The following is a 16,888-nucleotide window of genomic DNA, read 5'->3' on the forward strand; positions in this document are numbered from 1 at the left end:
GCAACATTGCTCAGAGATTTCAAACAAATCAGTTGTCAAACGGCTGATCAGTTTTCCCGTCTTCTGATTGTCATAATATTCATATGGTTGAGTCTGTAAATGAGCGAATAATTCCCGACGCATATCGGTTTCAATATTGACACCCAATTTATGTCCAAAGAAAACTACGATATACTGGAGTAGCGTATTTAATACATAAAATAAAAAAAGAGCGAAGCAAGCCAACAAAATCACGCGAAACTCTTTTTGCGGCATAATTTTATCGATAACTTGATTCACAGCGACCGGAAATGCCAACTCCAACATCCCCGCAAACACTGCACAGGTGAAATCTAAAATGAACAGCCCTTTATACGGACGATAATAACTAAAGAAACGTTTTAACATCTTTAAACTCCTTTATCCTCTATTACAAACAGTTAGGTATCCCTACTTCCACCCACCCATTTCTTAACCATCTATCAACCTCATCAAAACAAAAATTTTCCTTTGAAGGTTCTTTAAGCAAAAACACTTTGATCTTTTTACCATGAATTCGATTTTGCATCAAACAATAGGTCAATTCAGAAAAACTTGCCGCGCCAATATATCCTGACACCCCATTCTTATCTTGATTAAACAGAAAAAAGAGATCTGCCTCTTCAATATTTCTGAAAAAGGTCGTCAAAATTTGCGGATACTCTTCCTCTAAGTTCTGACTGACACGAGGGTAATCAATTACGTCGATGCCGCTATTATTAAACTCCTCCTGCAAATGCTGATAGTCTTCTTGAAAAGCAATACTTCCCGACACAATAACCTTCATGGATTATCCTCCATTTCTATTTTTCAATAAAGTCCAATATAGCATAAAATCATTTCGTCTTTTCAATAAATGCACGAATCGCTTGATCGACAAAATCACCATTGCCATCAATCATGTGCCCACCTGTGTCACAAATAGCAGTATCCACGTTTTCTATCCGCTGAAGCAATTTTTCTATATTTTCATATTTAGCCATTGAATCATCCTTTGCATGACAAACTAAGACTGGCACTTGAATTTTTTCCAGCGGATAGTCCTCATAGTTTAAAGTCATATCCGTATTAGTAATCTCACTGTCCGTCTTAACCCCTTTTCGCCTTGGAGTTGCCGGCAGCATCGTTTCAAAAAGAGTGTTCGTGGCAACCGTCGATCCCATCATCTTATTGAATACAAAAGCAAAATGTTTCATAGTAAACCACATGATAAAATCATTTACAAGCAATGATGGGGGACCTTGCACCCCCATCTGCTTGACTTCCTCCAAGGACCTCTTTTTATCCGGTGCTCCGGAAGACAAAAGGATGATTCCCTTTACTCGTTCTGGATGATCCAAAGCCATTCGCAAGGCGGTTGCTCCGCCTGCTGACGTTCCTAAAATATAACTTTTTTTGATCTTTAACTGATCCATCAGTTCAACAAAAGCGCTAGCTTGATTGTTTGGAGTAGCTTCTTTAGGCAACTCTGTCCCTAAATAGCCAAAACGTGATGGTGAAATTTTTCGTTGGTTATCTCCCACTACTTGCCGCAGACTCGTCAACCCTTGATCATAACCGCCGAAAATCCCATGTGAAATCATTATAGTCTCACCATGACCCTCATCAAGATAAGTCATTTTTCCAAAGGATGTCTTTATAGTTTTCACGTCATAGTGATTTAAACGTTGATAAGCCGCTTTGATATCCATTTTAAAGCGATAAAATTCAATACAAATAATTACCAAGATCACTAGTATTAATAAATATACCCACATTTTTTTCTCTCCATTTCTCTTTTTTAGTATAACAAAAAATGATCACGAAAAAACTGCGGATACTCTCGCACCCGCAGTTTTCAACCTGTTTAAATCAATTACCCCTCTTTAGGAAATCGAATCGTAAAAGTCGTCCCTTCATTCTTTTGACTTGTTACGTCAATCGAGCCATGGTGTAAGCGAACCAGTTCTTTTACAATCGATAACCCGAGACCGGACTCTCCGATTTTAGTATTTTTTCTAGATGGATCAGCTTTATAGTAGCGATCCCAAATATTTTTTTGTTCCTCATCGGTCATTCCAATCCCATTATCTTCAACAGAAACGAGTACATCAGAAGCCGTTTCTTTCAGCTTTACCTTTATTTCACCATTTTTAGTAAACTGGATAGCATTCTGTATGATATTTACCATAATTTGAATAAAGCGGTCATGATCGGCAAAAACGTCGATTGGTTCATCATTTAACAAAGTGACTTGATCATTCATTGAATCTGCTTTTTTATTCAGTTGAGTGATAATCGTTTTAATCGCATCCGTCGCGTTAAATTGAGTTGCTGATAATGTAATTTGATGGCTTCTGATATTTTCATAATCTAAGTTTTGCTTCACTAAACGAATCAATCGATTCGTTTCATTCTGCATTAATGAAATGGCTTTGCCTTTTTGATTTTCTGGGATCGCACCATATTCAAATCCTTCCAATAATCCTTTGACTGTGGTCAGTGGTGTTCGCATTTCATGAGAAGTATTGGCCATGAATTGTTTACGTAGTTCTTCCTGCCGGATAATTTCCTTCTCATTATCTTGCAGAGCTATCGCCATTTTATTGAAGTCATGTGCCAATTCATTAAATTCATCTTTATTATTCTTCTCTTCGATCTGAATCTCATAATTTCCATTGGCGATTTGATTAACCGCTCGTTTCAAATTATTTATTTTCTTCACCTGTGCGGCAGCGAGACCAAAACTGATCGCACCTCCAAACAATAAGGAAATAATGAACCCTTTCAACAAATTATCCGATATCATTTTTTCGCTGTTCTCTAAATCATGAGCTGACTTGGATGCGATCAATATACCATCCACTTTATCCGAGATAACAATTTTAGAAAGCACATAGGATGTTTGGTTCGGGTCGCCTTTAAGATCACGTTTGATAGTTTTCTCTACAGGATTACCCTGTTCTATTTCCTGCAACTCTGATTGATTCAAGATAGAATTTGAAATGCTGGACATATTATCAGGATAGATCACATTTTTTTTGTTATCAATCAGTACGAAATTAATCCCTTTTTGAGCTAATACTTGTTCAGCATTATTTAGATAGAGCACCAAGATCTCTTCCCAACCTAATTCCCCATAAGGAGTCATAAAGAGGCCTGATGAATCTGATTTCAACTTATTTAATGAGTCATTGACAGATTCAATATACTTTTCGATCTCATTATAGTTCTGAGTGACCAAAGTTCGCTTATTGATATTCGTGAAGGATACACCAATCAAAACGACTGTTAAAATAATAAGTAACCAGAATGCCAATAACTGCTGATACAAATATTTCATAATGTCTCTCACCTGTTCTGTTTATTGATTATCCCTACAATAACTTATATTCCAAGCAAATTCTTAGAAGTCATTAAAAAATCAAATATTTTTCTTATTTAATGTAAGAATGATTCGTATTAAAAAAAATACTGATAAAAGGCTTAATCACCAATCAGCTTTTCTATCTTCCTACAGAATGCTACACTTATAGTAATTTGAAACGATCCCACGGCTTTCAATAATTAATAAAATGTGAGGAGTATTGATTAGATGAATGAAAACTCAAAGATAGATTCTGCCCTGCAATTAAAAAAATATGTTAGAAACCAACAGTTATCTAATACAGCAGAAATACAGTCTTACTTAGAAAATTCAGAGATCATCGCAAAAATATTAGCTGAACCTTATCGGACAGATACCTTCACAGGCCTTCGGAAATTAGAGTTTTTATTAGTCGAACTTTCAGAGATTCCTTATTTTGACCACCTGGACCAAGTTCAATCGATGTTAGAAACACTTTATACCTCAACAAATTTCGAGGAAGGCTTTTCGTTAACGGGAAAACAGGCCGGCGTTTTGGCTTGTCATAATGCAATTTGTACACTGATTTTCCTTCGCGCTGGAAAAAAAGAGTGGGCAGAGCAAGGGGTTAAATGGATTATTATCTTTCTGCCATTCGCTAAAAACGAGCCTTCGAGTTGGCATGGAAAGGATCTTTTTCATCGTTTTGGCGGTTGTGTTGGGAATGGCCCTTGTTACGATGGATTAGTAAAATCGGTCAAAGTACTTTCAGAGTATTCTGCAAAGTATGGAAATTTCCCTGGTCTTCAAGAAAAATTAACCCAAGGATTGAACTATATTTTGAACCATCGCATCATTTTCCATCAAGACAATAACGACTATTTGTATAATGATTTGATCACACTTTTCTATCCCTACCCATATCGCACAAATGTTATAGAGATACTGGGCGTTATGAAGAACGAAAACCTGCTTGCTAGGCCAGAATGTCGAGCCGCTCTTGATTATTTAAAATCAAAACAACAGCAGGACAATTATTGGCAGTCAGAGAAGATTTTTATGAAAAGCTCTTGGATACCGTTTGATTCGTTGAAAAAACCAGGAATCTGGATAACCGACGAAATCGAATGGCTCTTCTCAAACGAATAGATTACTCGAAAAAAAGATCTTAATGACATAGAAATTAGTCATTAAGATCTTTTCTATTGCTTGGATTAATGGCTCAAATGATAATATTCTTCTTCCATCCGCTGCATTCTTTCCCGTTCCTTCTTGTTGTACCAGGGAGAAACAGTAAACGCTAGAACGTCATTGATCAAATAAACTGAGCTATTAACAAACATCGCCAAACTTGCGGAACCATGTCTGAATGACATGTACCAAAGAACCATTTGCGCTAGCCCTGAAGCCAACCACCAAAAATACTGATTATTGTAGCGTAAGAAGCTAATGATTCCAGCACTTAGACTAATTGAAAAAGCAATCGCATCGATCCAAGGACGAGGATCATCGGTAAACCGTTGAATCAAAAAACCTGAAGCAAAATAGACAATAATCGTACTTGCAATCGCAATGATCCATGTTTTACCAGTAAAATTGCGGATTTTTGACGCCATATTATGATTCCACTCTTTACTTAGTAATACAGGAATATCCAGCGTAATCATATAAGCAATTTGTTCGCCGATACTTAAATAATTTTTAGCCGAGTAACCAACATAAATAAAGCAAATTGCGGAAAGAATCCCTAATACGCCATTGATCGATTTTGCTGCATTAATAGAAAGAATACATAGTACCCCCAAAGTCGTTCCGATGAATGTGATCACAGTGAGTAGTGTGATCGACTGATTCACTAAGGTCATCACCTGACAACCTAAACTAAAGAAAAATAAATAGTAATTTTGTTGCGGCCATCCTTTTAATTGATGAAGTAAAAACTTGAAATAATTTAACATGATTGGCTCCTTCTAAAAACAGTCGTTCTTTATTTGTTCATAAAGCAGGAAATACTAAAAAATACCTTTTTCAATATTTCCTTTTGAATAGTAGTTAGAGTTTTTGAACTCCAATAAGTTTAACCTGTTCGTTTCTTCCTTGATCTGCTTAATGACTGTTTCAGCCGCTTGCGGATCAGCAACAAAATCGTAGCGATCACCATCGATCTGAATTTTCGGACAGATAGTAAAACTGTCATACCATTTTTCGTAACGTTCATTGACCATTCGATAATAATCAAAAAGCTCCGGATTTGTGGCAATTTGTTCATAATCACGTCCGCGTTTTTCGATCCGTTCCAGCATCACATTAAAAGAAACTTTGATGTGGACCAGCAAATCTGGTCTTTTTTTCGGAGCAACTTGTTCCAGTTCCTTTAGCATCGTATCAAGTAAACTGTCGTATTGCAGCACTTCATCCTGACTTACACGACCTAGATCTGCGTTTAAATGAAAAAGCAGACTATCCTCATAAATCGAACGGTCCAACACATTATCCGCTTGCTTTAAAGCATCTTTCATCGCCAAAAACCGTTTATTTAAAAAGAATATTTGAAGCAGAAACGTATATTTTTCTGGATTTGAGTAAAACAATGGCAGTACTTCGTTATCATCCACATTTTCGTAAAATGGTTTTGAATTCATTTCTTGTGACAGCATATCCGTCAGACTGCTTTTACCGGCTCCGATCGTACCAGAGATTAATAGCATCGTTTCATCCATCCCTTCATAGTAAAATTAATTTTTTTCTTTCAAATCCTTGATAATAGTACTCCTAAATTTTTTTGAAGTAAAGACTAGATTTTGTGCATTTTTAGTGATATGCAAAAAAACAACACTATATATAGTGTTGTCGATTTCACAATAATGAATGTGCTTTCTTTATTATTTTACATATTTTCTATAAAAAACCTCTTTGCCATGGCAAAGAGGTTTACTGATTAATAATCAAACTGACGGTAGTAACGGCGAATATCTAATGGATGACAATTCAATTTTTCAACATGAGCATCAATCCGCTGTGTTACACAATGCATCAACAAATGCGGTAAGACCCTTCCACGATTCTTTTCACTGATACCATCAATTGGGTAATCTTTCGAATCGATAAGAGTATAGTTTCCGCAAATGCGTGGTAATAGATTTTTTACTCGCTCTGCTAAAGAACGTTGTTCATCTTCACCTAAGAATAGCGTTACCGCTGTTGTTTCATCAACGATCTCCAGTGTTCCATGTAAGAATTCTGCAGCATGAATTGATTTAGAACGCAACCAGCTTTGTTCTTCCCAATAACACATCGCATAAGAGTAGACAGCACCCCATTGATTTCCAGCACCAATGAAATAATGCATGTCATCATGACGATGTTTTTCAGCGAATTCTCGACCGAAATCCTCTGCTTGTTTCTCAGCCTCAACTAAGCCTTTTGCCAAATATTTTTCTAGTTCAGCATAATATTCCGCGTAGTCTGGGAAATCGCCATTATTGTGCATCAAACGATCAGCCGCCATAAAGAACTTGATTTGCTCCGTGCCGGGAGCTGGATACGTAATTACATGATCGCAGCTCTCTGCCAGACTAGTTTCTGCTGTATCGATAAAACCAAGCAACGTTGCACCAACTTTTTTAATTTCTCCAACTGCTTTTACTACTTCCTCGGTTGTTCCTGTCACAGAAGAAAGGATCACAAGTGATTCCTTAGTTAGTCTTCGATTTCCAGTAGTGTAATACTCCGCAGCGTGCTGAACATAAACAGGCAAATCACTGCGCCCGTTAATATAGGTTACTGCCTGCATAGCTGAAGCGTAGGTTCCGCCAATTCCTAGATAAAAAATAGCATCGTAGCCCTTTTCCAAAACTTCATCAATAATCTTTTCAACCTGCGGACGTAACGCTAAAGCTCCTTGAATATCATCGATCTGTTGCTGTTCATCAAATTTCAACATGTCATAAACTCCTCAACTTTTATATTTTACTCTTTAAAACAGAATCAAAATCATCAAAAATTCGTTTACTTAAATCAATACCTTTGGCCGTAGCCGTTCGATAGGCCATCAATTGAAACGGAATAATCAATAGCAATGGAGAAAAGATCTCTGAAACAGTAATATCTAATCCTAAGGTATCACTATCAGAACTTTTTTCTGTTGTTACTCTTAGAATATTTCCCACATAGCCAGCCATATAATCTGCCAGTGCTTGCGATCGGCTTAAATTTACACTTGGTGTTTCAATAAAGAATAGCGTGTGCTCCCAATCAGCCTCTAAATAAGGTCCATGCATATATGCCTCCAGCTCAAAGCCTTGGCTGGGACGACGAACCGTTTCAGTGAATTTTGTTTCAAATTCTTTTGCTGTTCCCAAATTTGGACCATAACCTAACGCGACAAAACGACCGCCAAGCTTTAATAGATTTTCATGCTGTTCAAAAAAAGCATTCGATTTATCGATCACTGTTTGAATAGTGCTGATTATCTCAGATAATTCTCGCTTTAAATCTGTTAATTGCTGTTCATCAATATGATCTTTTGAGACACCTACTTTAATCGCAAGCAACAGCAGCTGGAAGACCGTCGCTGAAAATCCTTTAGTAACAAATCCAACTGTTTCGATCCCCATATTCAAATCAATCACGTTATCAACCACTTGGGCAATTGGACTCTCTAGGTCACTTGTTAAAACGATCTGCTGAATCTCGCACCCATTCAATTTATTTAGGGCATCAATCGTTGAAGCACTTTTCCCACTTTGAGAAACCCCAATAATCGTATCCGTTCCTTTTATCAGTCGCCCATAATGATTAAAATTGTAGGGCTCTTCAATCGTGATATTAATATCCGCGAGTTTCTCGAATGCAATTTTGGCAGATAAACACGCATTAAGAGAAGAGCCGGTAGCCAAAATAGTTACTGCATTCATTTTGGCCAGATTTGCATCAGCAGAAAAATCATACTCGTTCAAAATTTTGGACAATGTTTTCTGCTCTTGATGGATATAATCAAGCATCGTCATTGTTGTCATACTATTCCTCCATTCTTAAAAGAAACCGATCCATGAACCAAGGATGCCGAAAATAGCTAATCCTAGCAAAATCGTCAAGGCCTTTACCTCTTTTTTCAGCAGATAGAAGACTGCACCAAACGCTCCAAGAGATAATATTCTAGGTACGATATCATCAAAAATATTTTGAACCGTCACAGCATTTTCACCAGTACCGATTTTTAATGGAATGTTGATATCAATCATTGAAGCTGTCATGCCGCCTACGACCATCAGCCCTATGATTGACGCTCCCAGCGTTAAGCTTCCCATCATTCCGTTCTCCTGGATCTTCTTCAGGAATCCCGTTCCTAACTTATAGCCCCATGATGTAGCGAAATAGCGGAACAATAAATGAGGAATATTAAAGATCAATACGAATAAAATCGGTCCTAAAATATTTCCTTGTACGGCCAACGAGGTTCCCACACCGGTAGCGATCAAGCGCAATGTTCCCCAGAAAAACGAATCCCCAATACCAGCTAAAGGTCCCATCAATGAAGTTTTGATATTATCAATAGTCGAAACATCGAAATTCGCATCATTCGCGTTTTCTTCTTCCATCGCCGCATTGATTCCTAAGATCAAGGTCACGATATGAGGCGTGGTATTGAAGAATTCCAAGTGGCGTTTCAAGGCTCCCGCCATTGCTTCCTTCGTTTTGTATAATTTTTTTAGGATGGGAATCATGGCATAGCAGTAAGCCAAATTCATTTGACGTTCGTAGTTCCACGAAAATTCCATTTGGAATGAACGCCAGAATACTTTGCTCAAATCTTTCTTAGTAATTTTCAACTCATTCTTTCCGTTAGAAGTCATCATCATCAACTACCTCCCCTGTAGAAGTTTGGGCGCTATTATTCTGTCCACCACGGATATTCATAATATTTACGACAACAACCGCCACAATTGCTCCAAAAATAGCGATTCCGGTTACCGGGATTTCTAAATAAGCCGCTAATGCAAAGCCCAAGAAGAAGTATGGCGCAACCTGTTTATTGATCAGTAAACGAGCAAGCATCGCAAAACCTAATGCTGGAATCAAACCAGTTGCAACGGATAGACCATGTTGGATAAAGTCAGGAATCATATCCAATAAATTGCCAATCGTTTTACTTCCCACCATAAACGAGATCATTACAACTAAACCCAGCATTAAAGATAGTCCAAAGCCTGCTGTTAAGTGCATTCGTTCGACACCTTTATAATTTCCCTCTTCAGCGTACTTATCTGCTTTTTGGTTCATGACTGGAATCAAGATTCCAAGATAAATATTTTTCAGTATCAACGTCAATGTCGCAATCGGCAATCCTAACAACAAAGCCGTTTCTGTTCCAGCACCAGCGGTAATAGCAAATGCTGTTCCTAAAACACCGCCTGTTACTACATCTGGCGGAATCGCTGCTCCTACAGAAAATGAACCAATAAATGCTAACTCTAAGGTTGCACCCATGATAATACCAGCCTTCATATCTCCCAAAACGATCCCGGTGAATAAGCCCGTAACGATTGGGCGAGATAATAAGGATGTTCCTAATGCGTACTCAGACTGGGCAATAAATGCGACTAACCCAAGTAAAATTGCTTGAAAGAGCATAATTCTTCAACCTTTCTTTTATAAAGAACTTCAGTGACAGCAACCTTTTTATCTGTTGGGACTTGTCTAATTTCAACTTCGATCCCTTTATCTACCATTTCCCTTAACAAATCTTCTTCGCTGGGCAAGACATTCACGGCCTTTCCGATACTTCTTGTCCCTTCTTTGGCCTTGATTCCGCCTAAATTGATTTTTTGGATCTGCGGATGCGCATCTGCTAGTTTTTTCGCATCGGCGATGGATTCCACTACGATAAATAATTTGTACTTATCTGTCACACCGCTTTGTAGAGCTGCAATCGAATCCTCGATATTTTTAATAACCAATTTTACACCCTGCGGTTTAGCTAATTTGATGGTCGTTTTTCGAATTTCATTGGTTGGTACATCATCATTGGCGATCAAGATGCAATCTGCTCCCAATCCCTGGGTCCAAGAAAATGCGACTTGTCCATGAAGCAAACGATGATCCACTCTAGTTAATAAAATCATTTCTATCCCTCCGTTTTTAAAATTCCTCTTCCGCTATGTTGTTGCTGAGCAATTGATTACAAAATTGAATTGTCTGCTTCGATGTTTCCAACGTAGTTTCAATCAGCGTTGGAAGTGATTCGGCAGATTGAAGCTGCATCGACAGTTCAATCAGAAAAGGCAAGTTCATTCCTGCTACTAAGTAAAAATTCGATTGATCAATGTGCGCTAAAAATTCATTATTCACACTGCCGCCGAATAGATCTGTAACAACAACTAATTCCTGCTCACTATAACGAGTCATTATTTCATTTACTTCTTTTTCTAAATCAAATCCTTCAGTTAAATAGCAATCTAATGTTTCAAGCGTAATGTGATCTCCGCAGATCAGCGTCAACGAAGATTTTATTCCTGATGCTAAATTCCCATGTGATGCTAGAACTAGTTTTCTTTTCAATACTATGTCACCTCTCAATCTCCTCTACACCTAAATAAAAGCAAGCAGTGTGCCAACTTTAGTGGCGTACTGCTTGCTTTGCTAAAATTCATCCTCTTTCATCGAAGTATCAGCATTTTTATAAACGATATCAAAGATATAAGCGATCTCAGAATTTGGGATCGTGACACTATAATCTCTCTCGATGACACTAAAAGCCTGTTTAATGATTTCCAACTGTTCTTTTTGACACTGATACAAGTCGGAATAACCTTCATACGTTTCAATTGGAACATTTCGGATCAATCGCTCAATTAAACAACTGACATGCACATAAAGCGCAAGTTTTTTCGCGTTCGACAGTTGTATTCTGTCAGCTAACTCCAAATCACGCATGAACAAATCAATCTCACTCATAACTTTGTCGGTATCTAAAATAGTGACTGAATCAATCACCTTCTCCAGAGAAAAATTACGAATCACATTCGTATTAAAAATCTTATTTTCCTCTATTGTCATCGCTGGAGCTAACCATTCATTTAAAATTTGTTGTTCGTCTCCCGAAATCAGTTCCTCCAATGATAGATAAGGAATTTCAGCAACTTGCGGATCATCCGTGCCGATAATTCCCAGAACATCATAGATTGAAAAAACTGTTTCATCCAGCTTCTTTTCTTCCAGCACACGATATTCATATGGCAGTATCTTTAGCTCACAGGTGCCTGGTAAACTTTTTTCCAGTAAATGACAAATCTTATTTGCAGTTCCAATCCCCGTTTGGCAGGTCGTTAATAAGGCTTTTGTCCGATTTTCTTCTGGGTAAATGATTTCCCAATCAAAACTGGCCTCAGCAGCCGATCTGCTTGCTAGTTCATTTAATGTCCGCTGATATTTGATATTCTCGCCAACTGAAATAGCTAGTGGTGTGGTGACATTATTCATAATGACAATAGGAACATTGATTTGCTTTGGAAAATATTGATAGATTTCCTTGAGGCTGCCCATATCTACTAGAATGACTAATCCATTAGAGATATCATTATTTTCACTGTAATCCAATATTTCTTCTGCGATCTGTTGCGGTGTTACATCTAATGGCATGTCAAAGGATTCAAAAATGTCTTTTTCTAAAAAGCTATTTGCCACGTTGGCAATGCTGCTGGCAGTTGCATACCCATGTGCAACGATTACAGCCTTTGTCATCCCTTGTTCCTTCGTCCAATCAGCTTTTTTTAAGTACAAAGTTAAGACAATTCGATCCATTGCCGTTATTTCGATGTCGATCTTAGGTCGGCATAGCTCCAGGATACGCTGGACATAATGATAGCTAGCGGGGTAAGCTTCTGATATCTGCTGTTCAAGCTGGCGAATCAATTGCATGATTTGGACATCTTCAGGCAACCAACGGCTAGATCCCCGTTGAAATAAGTAGTACCCTACCGCATAAACACTATTTCCATTAAATTTAATCTGATAAGCGCTCTCCATTTGGCGAAATGTTTCGCGAACATACTGTGTTAAGTACAGCAGCATCTCATGTTTTTGTTGACGATCCGTTTCAAAAAGCAAATAATCAAACAGCCGATCAACGATTTCTTTTAGTTTTAAGTGGCAATCAACTAATTCCCCTTGATTCTTTTGATATTCTAAAATAATTTTAGCAAATGAATCTTCCACTCTTTTTTGACTCTGCGTATTAGACAACATCAAATTATCTAATCTTGAATCGCTGTGGATCAACACCTCATCTGGCAGTGCAGTTTGTAAATTTTGACTATTCAACGAAAGCAATGATTCTGGGAGATGATAAATCGTCAGCTTGATCCTCTTACTATAGACATCTTCGGAAAGGGCTTTAGCTGCCATCACCTTAATAATATTTTTTAACTCGCCAATATTTCCATTAAAATTTCCATTAGCCAATAATTCCAGTGTTTGTCCAGTAATACTTAGTTCACGTTTAATCTTCAGCTGTTCACTGATCAAAAAGGAGTAAATCAACTCCAAACGCTCATTTCTCGCTCTTTGCTGCAAAGAAGGAATGGTCACTTGGATCGGAATTCGACGAATAAATGTATTCAAAAAGTTGCTCGTTAGTTCTTCCGTTGTCGCAAAAAATAATCTTGTTTGAACGTGAATCGGGTGCGACGTCTCCCCCATTCGATAAATCTCTCCTTGATCTAAATAGGTAAACAATTTTTCTTGGCCTTCCGCATTCAATCGATGAACTTCGTCCAAAAACAAGATACCACCATCAGCAGCCTCAAATGCTCCTTTTCTATCAGAATCAGCTCCCGTGTACGCGCCTTTCACACTACCAAAAAGATTACTGGTCAACAGTTCAGGATTATTGGCATACTGCGCACAGTTTAAGGTGATGAAAGGGGCGTCCTCTTCAATAAGTTCATTTTGGATACAATAATGATGAATTAGTTTTACCAAATAGCTCTTTCCTGTACCACTCTCACCATTGATCAAAACCGGTAATCCCCCATCAGGATAATTGAGAGCCGCTTTGATTTGTTCAATAACCCGATTTAAACTTTTGTCATGACCAATCAAAAGAGAAAAGAAATCCTGTTCTTTACCAAACATAGGCTGCTCAGACAAGATTGCTTGAACACTTTCATAATAATTTGCATTTAAAACAAAGAATTGCTTTTCAAAAGCTCCTTTATGAAAATAGTAGACCGGTCGAGAATTTATCTTTACCAACTCACCCGTTTCAGTCAGCTGATTCAAATATTGACTCACGGTATTTCGCTTAACGTTAAAAATTTCAGCCAATTTTGAAGCTGTAAACAGCTCACTAAGATCCTCCAAGTTAAGAAAAGCCGTTTGATTCTTCAAATAGATCAATAGTTCTTCCTTCATAGACGTTCCCCCTTCTCTTTATATTAAAAAAGCGAATACAAAGTCAATCCTAACTTTCTAATTCAAAATAATAAATAAATAAAAAAAAGATAGCCACAAATTGTTAATTAACGAGATATACTCTTTCTATTTTTATCACGCAACTAGTATGCCAAGCACTGTCTGCAGACTATGTGTATGTATTTGCAAGAGTTCATTAATAAATTCCTCAACACTCTCAAAAAGGTCTCGAACTGTTGAGAAGAGTGTTGGAAGACTATTAAGCTCCAAATCCTTCCGATTCGCTTATTCTTTCTTCTTGGCAATATCTTATAGCGCACCTTTAAAAAATCTGACACAATAAAGATAGAAAAAAACGAAAATGCTGTCACACTTCCCCTGTTTGTGTGTCTAACTAAATAAAGGAGGCTAAAAAAGTGAAAAACGACCAAGAACAATTATTGATCCAATCCTCATTGGATGGAAATCCCGAGGCTCTGACAGAACTGCTAGATCAAGTAAAAGATCGTGTGTTCAATCTTTCTTTACGCATGTTAGGAAATGTATATGATGCTGAAGATGCTACACAAGAGATTTTGTTAAAGACCATGATGAATCTGTCTTCATTTAAACAACAAAGTCAGTTCAGCACCTGGGTTTACCGAATTGCTGTCAATTACTTAATCAATGATCATAAAAAACGGTTATTTCGAGAACAATTAACCTTTGACTTTATGCAAAAAGATCTTGAACAACCCATTCCAGAAACTAATATGATCTTCCAAGACATTGAAGAAGCTGAGCTCGAGGAAGAATTAAAGCTCTCGTGTACGAATATCATGCTTCAATGTTTAACACCACAAGATCGCTGCATTTTCATTTTAGGAACGATGTTCAAAATGAATAGCCAATATGCTAGTCAATTACTGAAAATAACTCCAGAAACTTATCGAAAAAAACTTTCCCGAGCTCGAGCAAAAATGGGCGAATTTTTGGATACTTATTGCGGCGTTGCTGGTGGTCGGTGCAACTGTAAAAGAAGAATTCCTTTTGCTATTCAGCAAAAACGATTGAATCCCACGCAACTCGACTATTCTTACTTAAAGAAATTAGAGTTAGCCGATATTTTTCAACAAAAGAACAATATGGATTTTTTAGATGAACAAACTCTGCTATTTGAAACATTGAGCCACTATCAAGCAACCTTTGATCCTCAACAATTCTTGAAAGAATTATTAGCATCAAAACAGTTATCAGAATTAATTAAGGAGGATACTTTCTATGACTTATAAAAGAATTTTTGCCTACTTATCAGAGTTAGAGAAGAATAATAATCAAGAATGGTTTCACGAAACAAAACAAGAGCGAAAAGCGGTCATTGAACAATTCAATCAATTAGTCGATAACTTCTCGCATTCGCTCCATGAAAAGGACCCTGAGATACCTTTGATCCCAGCAAAAAATTTGACGTTTAAGTTCAATCGCGATACACGATTTAGTCATGATAAATCGCCATATAATCCTGTATTACGTGCACATATCGGCCCGAATGGAAAACTACCGATTCCTTGTGGGTACTTTCTTTTTTTGAAACCAAATAATCAGTCCTTCTTAGGCGGCGGTCTATTTGCAGATATGTTTTCTGATGCTACCGAACTCATTCGTAAAGCTTTGATTGAACACGAAACCAAATTTTTTTCGATCATTGAAAAACCTGAATTTAAGAAATATTACTGTGTAAAAGGTACTCAATTAAAACGAATGCCGCGCGGGTACGAAAATTACGCTGATTCGCCGATCGCCGACTATTTAAAATATAAAAGTATGTATCTAGAACTTTCCTTGGAAGACCAGGAAATCTTTACTTCAAATGATTTTGTTACTGAAGCAGTTGATAAATTTTTATTAATGAAAGAATTCAATCACTTTTTGAATGAAGCCCTTAAGGATTTCCGCTTTCCAGAACGAAAATAAACAGTCTCTTTCATAGCAGCCCTCTAGATTTAGGAGTAGATGTTGACAAATTCGAAGCAATGTTTTTTAGATAATTCCAGCGTGTTCCTCCTTTGAAAGATCATAGCATACCCTCTAGAAAAAAGGTTTTTATCTTTTTAATGCGTAATGACATAAAAATGCAACCATCCTATTTATGCGTTATTTTAAGCAAAAAAGAGAAGTCAGCAAAAGCTGGCTTCTCTTTTTATTTACCACTTACTTAATTTTTAATTCTGCTAATTGTTTTTCGATTTCCTTTTCTTCAGCGTCTGCTGCTAGTAGTGCACAAGCAGTATATGCACTTTCAACCAACGCTGTATCAAATAATGTAACCTTTTTATCTGTCATCTCGATCGCCATTTCTAGATTCATCTTTGCGCTGCCGAGATCATAAAAAGCTAACAGCTCTTCTGCCGAGTTTTCCTCAATAGCTTGTGAGATTCGTTCCATGGATGTTCCGATCCCACCATCTTCCAATCCTCCAGCAGTCGTAACAGGAACATCCTTTGCGACTTCACTGATCAAACGTTTCAAGCCTTCTGGAATTTCCCTCGTATGCGAAACTAACACAACACCTCTACTCATTGAAGACACCTGCCTCAATCATTGATTCAAAGAAATAGGCGGACGACATCGCTCCTGGATCGATATGTCCGATCGAGCGTTCGCCAACGTAAGATGCTCTGCCTTTTGTTGCTTTGATTTTTTTTGTTTTTTCTACTAATATTTCGATTGTCGCCGGGTTCAATGTTCCGTTATTTAAATTCTCTACGGCAGGTACCCATAAATCTAACATGGTTTTTTCGCCGACTGTTGAGTTCCCTCTTTTTTCGATACCGGCAATCGCTGCTTTTAGCAGTATTTCAGGATCGTTTGAATCCTTGCTGGCTTTCATCATTTCCATCATAGCCGTTCCATAAAGAGGACCGGATGCCCCACCAACTTTGCTGATCAGCGCCATCGCAGCCGCTTTAAAAATATCCGGCAGTTCGCCAGATAGATCCGCATTCATTACTGCGTCCATGCCGCGTGCCATATTATTACCATGGTCACCATCGCCGATCGGTGTATCTAGTTCACTCAAATAATCCTTCTTGATTTGAATCTTTTCATTGAATAACTCTAAAGTCTTACGCAAATTTTCTGGTGTAAACATGA

At 37.6% G+C, this 16,888-nt stretch carries 17 protein-coding genes and 1 pseudogene; 3 read left to right on the top strand and 15 right to left on the bottom strand.

What is annotated here, in order from left to right:
- Positions 1 to 9: 9 nt before the first annotated feature.
- The 4 genes and pseudogenes from IGI38_RS11925 to IGI38_RS11940 form a co-directional block, all read right to left on the bottom strand.
- Positions 10 to 387: pseudogene (locus tag IGI38_RS11925) on the bottom strand (ABC transporter transmembrane domain-containing protein); the annotation flags it as partial.
- A 22-nt stretch (positions 388 to 409) separates the two neighbouring features.
- Positions 410 to 805, bottom strand: coding sequence for a hypothetical protein (locus IGI38_RS11930; protein ID WP_438730541.1), 396 nt, complete (start codon positions 803 to 805; stop codon positions 410 to 412).
- 49 nt (positions 806 to 854) lie between these two features.
- Entirely contained in the window at positions 855 to 1,775 is a 921-nt protein-coding gene (locus IGI38_RS11935; RefSeq protein WP_438730544.1) for an alpha/beta fold hydrolase, read from the bottom strand.
- A gap of 98 nt (positions 1,776 to 1,873) precedes the next feature.
- Positions 1,874 to 3,340: an ATP-binding protein gene (locus IGI38_RS11940; protein ID WP_438730547.1), complete on the bottom strand. Its 1,467-nt coding sequence runs from the start codon at positions 3,338 to 3,340 to the stop codon at positions 1,874 to 1,876.
- Between the two features lie 252 nt (positions 3,341 to 3,592).
- Here IGI38_RS11940 and IGI38_RS11945 point away from each other — a divergent pair, with 252 nt between their 5' ends.
- On the top strand, positions 3,593 to 4,492 hold the full coding sequence (locus tag IGI38_RS11945) for a hypothetical protein (RefSeq protein ID WP_438730550.1): 900 nt from the start codon (positions 3,593 to 3,595) through the stop codon (positions 4,490 to 4,492).
- Between the two features lie 65 nt (positions 4,493 to 4,557).
- On the opposite strand, the gene pnuC is transcribed toward IGI38_RS11945, so the two are convergent.
- The 9 genes from pnuC to IGI38_RS11990 form a co-directional block, all read right to left on the bottom strand.
- A complete protein-coding gene (gene pnuC, locus IGI38_RS11950; RefSeq protein ID WP_438730553.1) occupies positions 4,558 to 5,301 on the bottom strand; it encodes a nicotinamide riboside transporter PnuC in 744 nt (247 codons plus the stop codon).
- Between the two features lie 54 nt (positions 5,302 to 5,355).
- Entirely contained in the window at positions 5,356 to 6,063 is a 708-nt protein-coding gene (locus IGI38_RS11955; RefSeq protein WP_438730556.1) for a deoxynucleoside kinase, read from the bottom strand.
- A gap of 218 nt (positions 6,064 to 6,281) precedes the next feature.
- Positions 6,282 to 7,286, bottom strand: coding sequence for an SIS domain-containing protein (locus tag IGI38_RS11960; protein WP_438730559.1), 1,005 nt, complete (start codon positions 7,284 to 7,286; stop codon positions 6,282 to 6,284).
- 19 nt (positions 7,287 to 7,305) lie between these two features.
- A complete protein-coding gene (locus tag IGI38_RS11965; protein ID WP_438730562.1) occupies positions 7,306 to 8,361 on the bottom strand; it encodes an SIS domain-containing protein in 1,056 nt (351 codons plus the stop codon).
- A gap of 15 nt (positions 8,362 to 8,376) precedes the next feature.
- A complete protein-coding gene (locus tag IGI38_RS11970) occupies positions 8,377 to 9,201 on the bottom strand; it encodes a PTS system mannose/fructose/sorbose family transporter subunit IID (protein WP_438733366.1) in 825 nt (274 codons plus the stop codon).
- On the bottom strand, positions 9,188 to 9,976 hold the full coding sequence (locus tag IGI38_RS11975; protein ID WP_438730565.1) for a PTS mannose/fructose/sorbose/N-acetylgalactosamine transporter subunit IIC: 789 nt from the start codon (positions 9,974 to 9,976) through the stop codon (positions 9,188 to 9,190). The genes IGI38_RS11970 and IGI38_RS11975 overlap by 14 nt, the downstream gene beginning before the upstream one ends.
- Positions 9,946 to 10,467 (bottom strand): PTS sugar transporter subunit IIB, encoded by a 522-nt coding sequence (locus IGI38_RS11980; protein WP_438730568.1) that lies wholly within the window; start codon positions 10,465 to 10,467, stop codon positions 9,946 to 9,948. Before IGI38_RS11980 ends, IGI38_RS11975 begins: the two co-directional genes overlap by 31 nt.
- A 16-nt stretch (positions 10,468 to 10,483) precedes the next feature.
- Positions 10,484 to 10,903 (bottom strand): PTS sugar transporter subunit IIA, encoded by a 420-nt coding sequence (locus IGI38_RS11985; protein WP_438730571.1) that lies wholly within the window; start codon positions 10,901 to 10,903, stop codon positions 10,484 to 10,486.
- Between the two features lie 81 nt (positions 10,904 to 10,984).
- Entirely contained in the window at positions 10,985 to 13,756 is a 2,772-nt protein-coding gene (locus IGI38_RS11990) for a sigma 54-interacting transcriptional regulator (protein WP_438730574.1), read from the bottom strand.
- Positions 13,757 to 14,172: 416 nt separating this feature from the next.
- On the opposite strand from IGI38_RS11990, the gene IGI38_RS11995 reads away from it, so the two are divergent.
- Together IGI38_RS11995 and IGI38_RS12000 are read left to right on the top strand one after the other, a co-directional pair.
- Positions 14,173 to 15,027 carry an RNA polymerase sigma factor gene (locus tag IGI38_RS11995; RefSeq protein WP_438730577.1) on the top strand — a complete coding sequence of 285 codons (855 nt, stop codon included), beginning with the start codon at positions 14,173 to 14,175 and terminating at the stop codon, positions 15,025 to 15,027.
- Positions 15,017 to 15,709 (top strand): DUF2461 domain-containing protein, encoded by a 693-nt coding sequence (locus tag IGI38_RS12000; protein ID WP_438730580.1) that lies wholly within the window; start codon positions 15,017 to 15,019, stop codon positions 15,707 to 15,709. Before IGI38_RS11995 ends, IGI38_RS12000 begins: the two co-directional genes overlap by 11 nt.
- 237 nt (positions 15,710 to 15,946) lie before the next feature.
- Here IGI38_RS12000 and dhaM read toward each other — a convergent pair whose 3' ends face one another.
- Both dhaM and dhaL read right to left on the bottom strand, forming a co-directional pair.
- On the bottom strand, positions 15,947 to 16,315 hold the full coding sequence (gene dhaM / locus IGI38_RS12005; RefSeq protein WP_438730582.1) for a dihydroxyacetone kinase phosphoryl donor subunit DhaM: 369 nt from the start codon (positions 16,313 to 16,315) through the stop codon (positions 15,947 to 15,949).
- On the bottom strand, positions 16,308 to 16,886 hold the full coding sequence (gene dhaL / locus IGI38_RS12010) for a dihydroxyacetone kinase subunit DhaL (RefSeq protein WP_438730584.1): 579 nt from the start codon (positions 16,884 to 16,886) through the stop codon (positions 16,308 to 16,310). The genes dhaM and dhaL overlap by 8 nt, the downstream gene beginning before the upstream one ends.
- Positions 16,887 to 16,888 lie beyond the last annotated feature (2 nt).

Origin of the sequence: Enterococcus sp. AZ128 (assembly GCF_051714485.1) — a bacterium.
Classification (GTDB): Bacteria; Bacillota; Bacilli; order Lactobacillales; family Enterococcaceae; genus Enterococcus_A.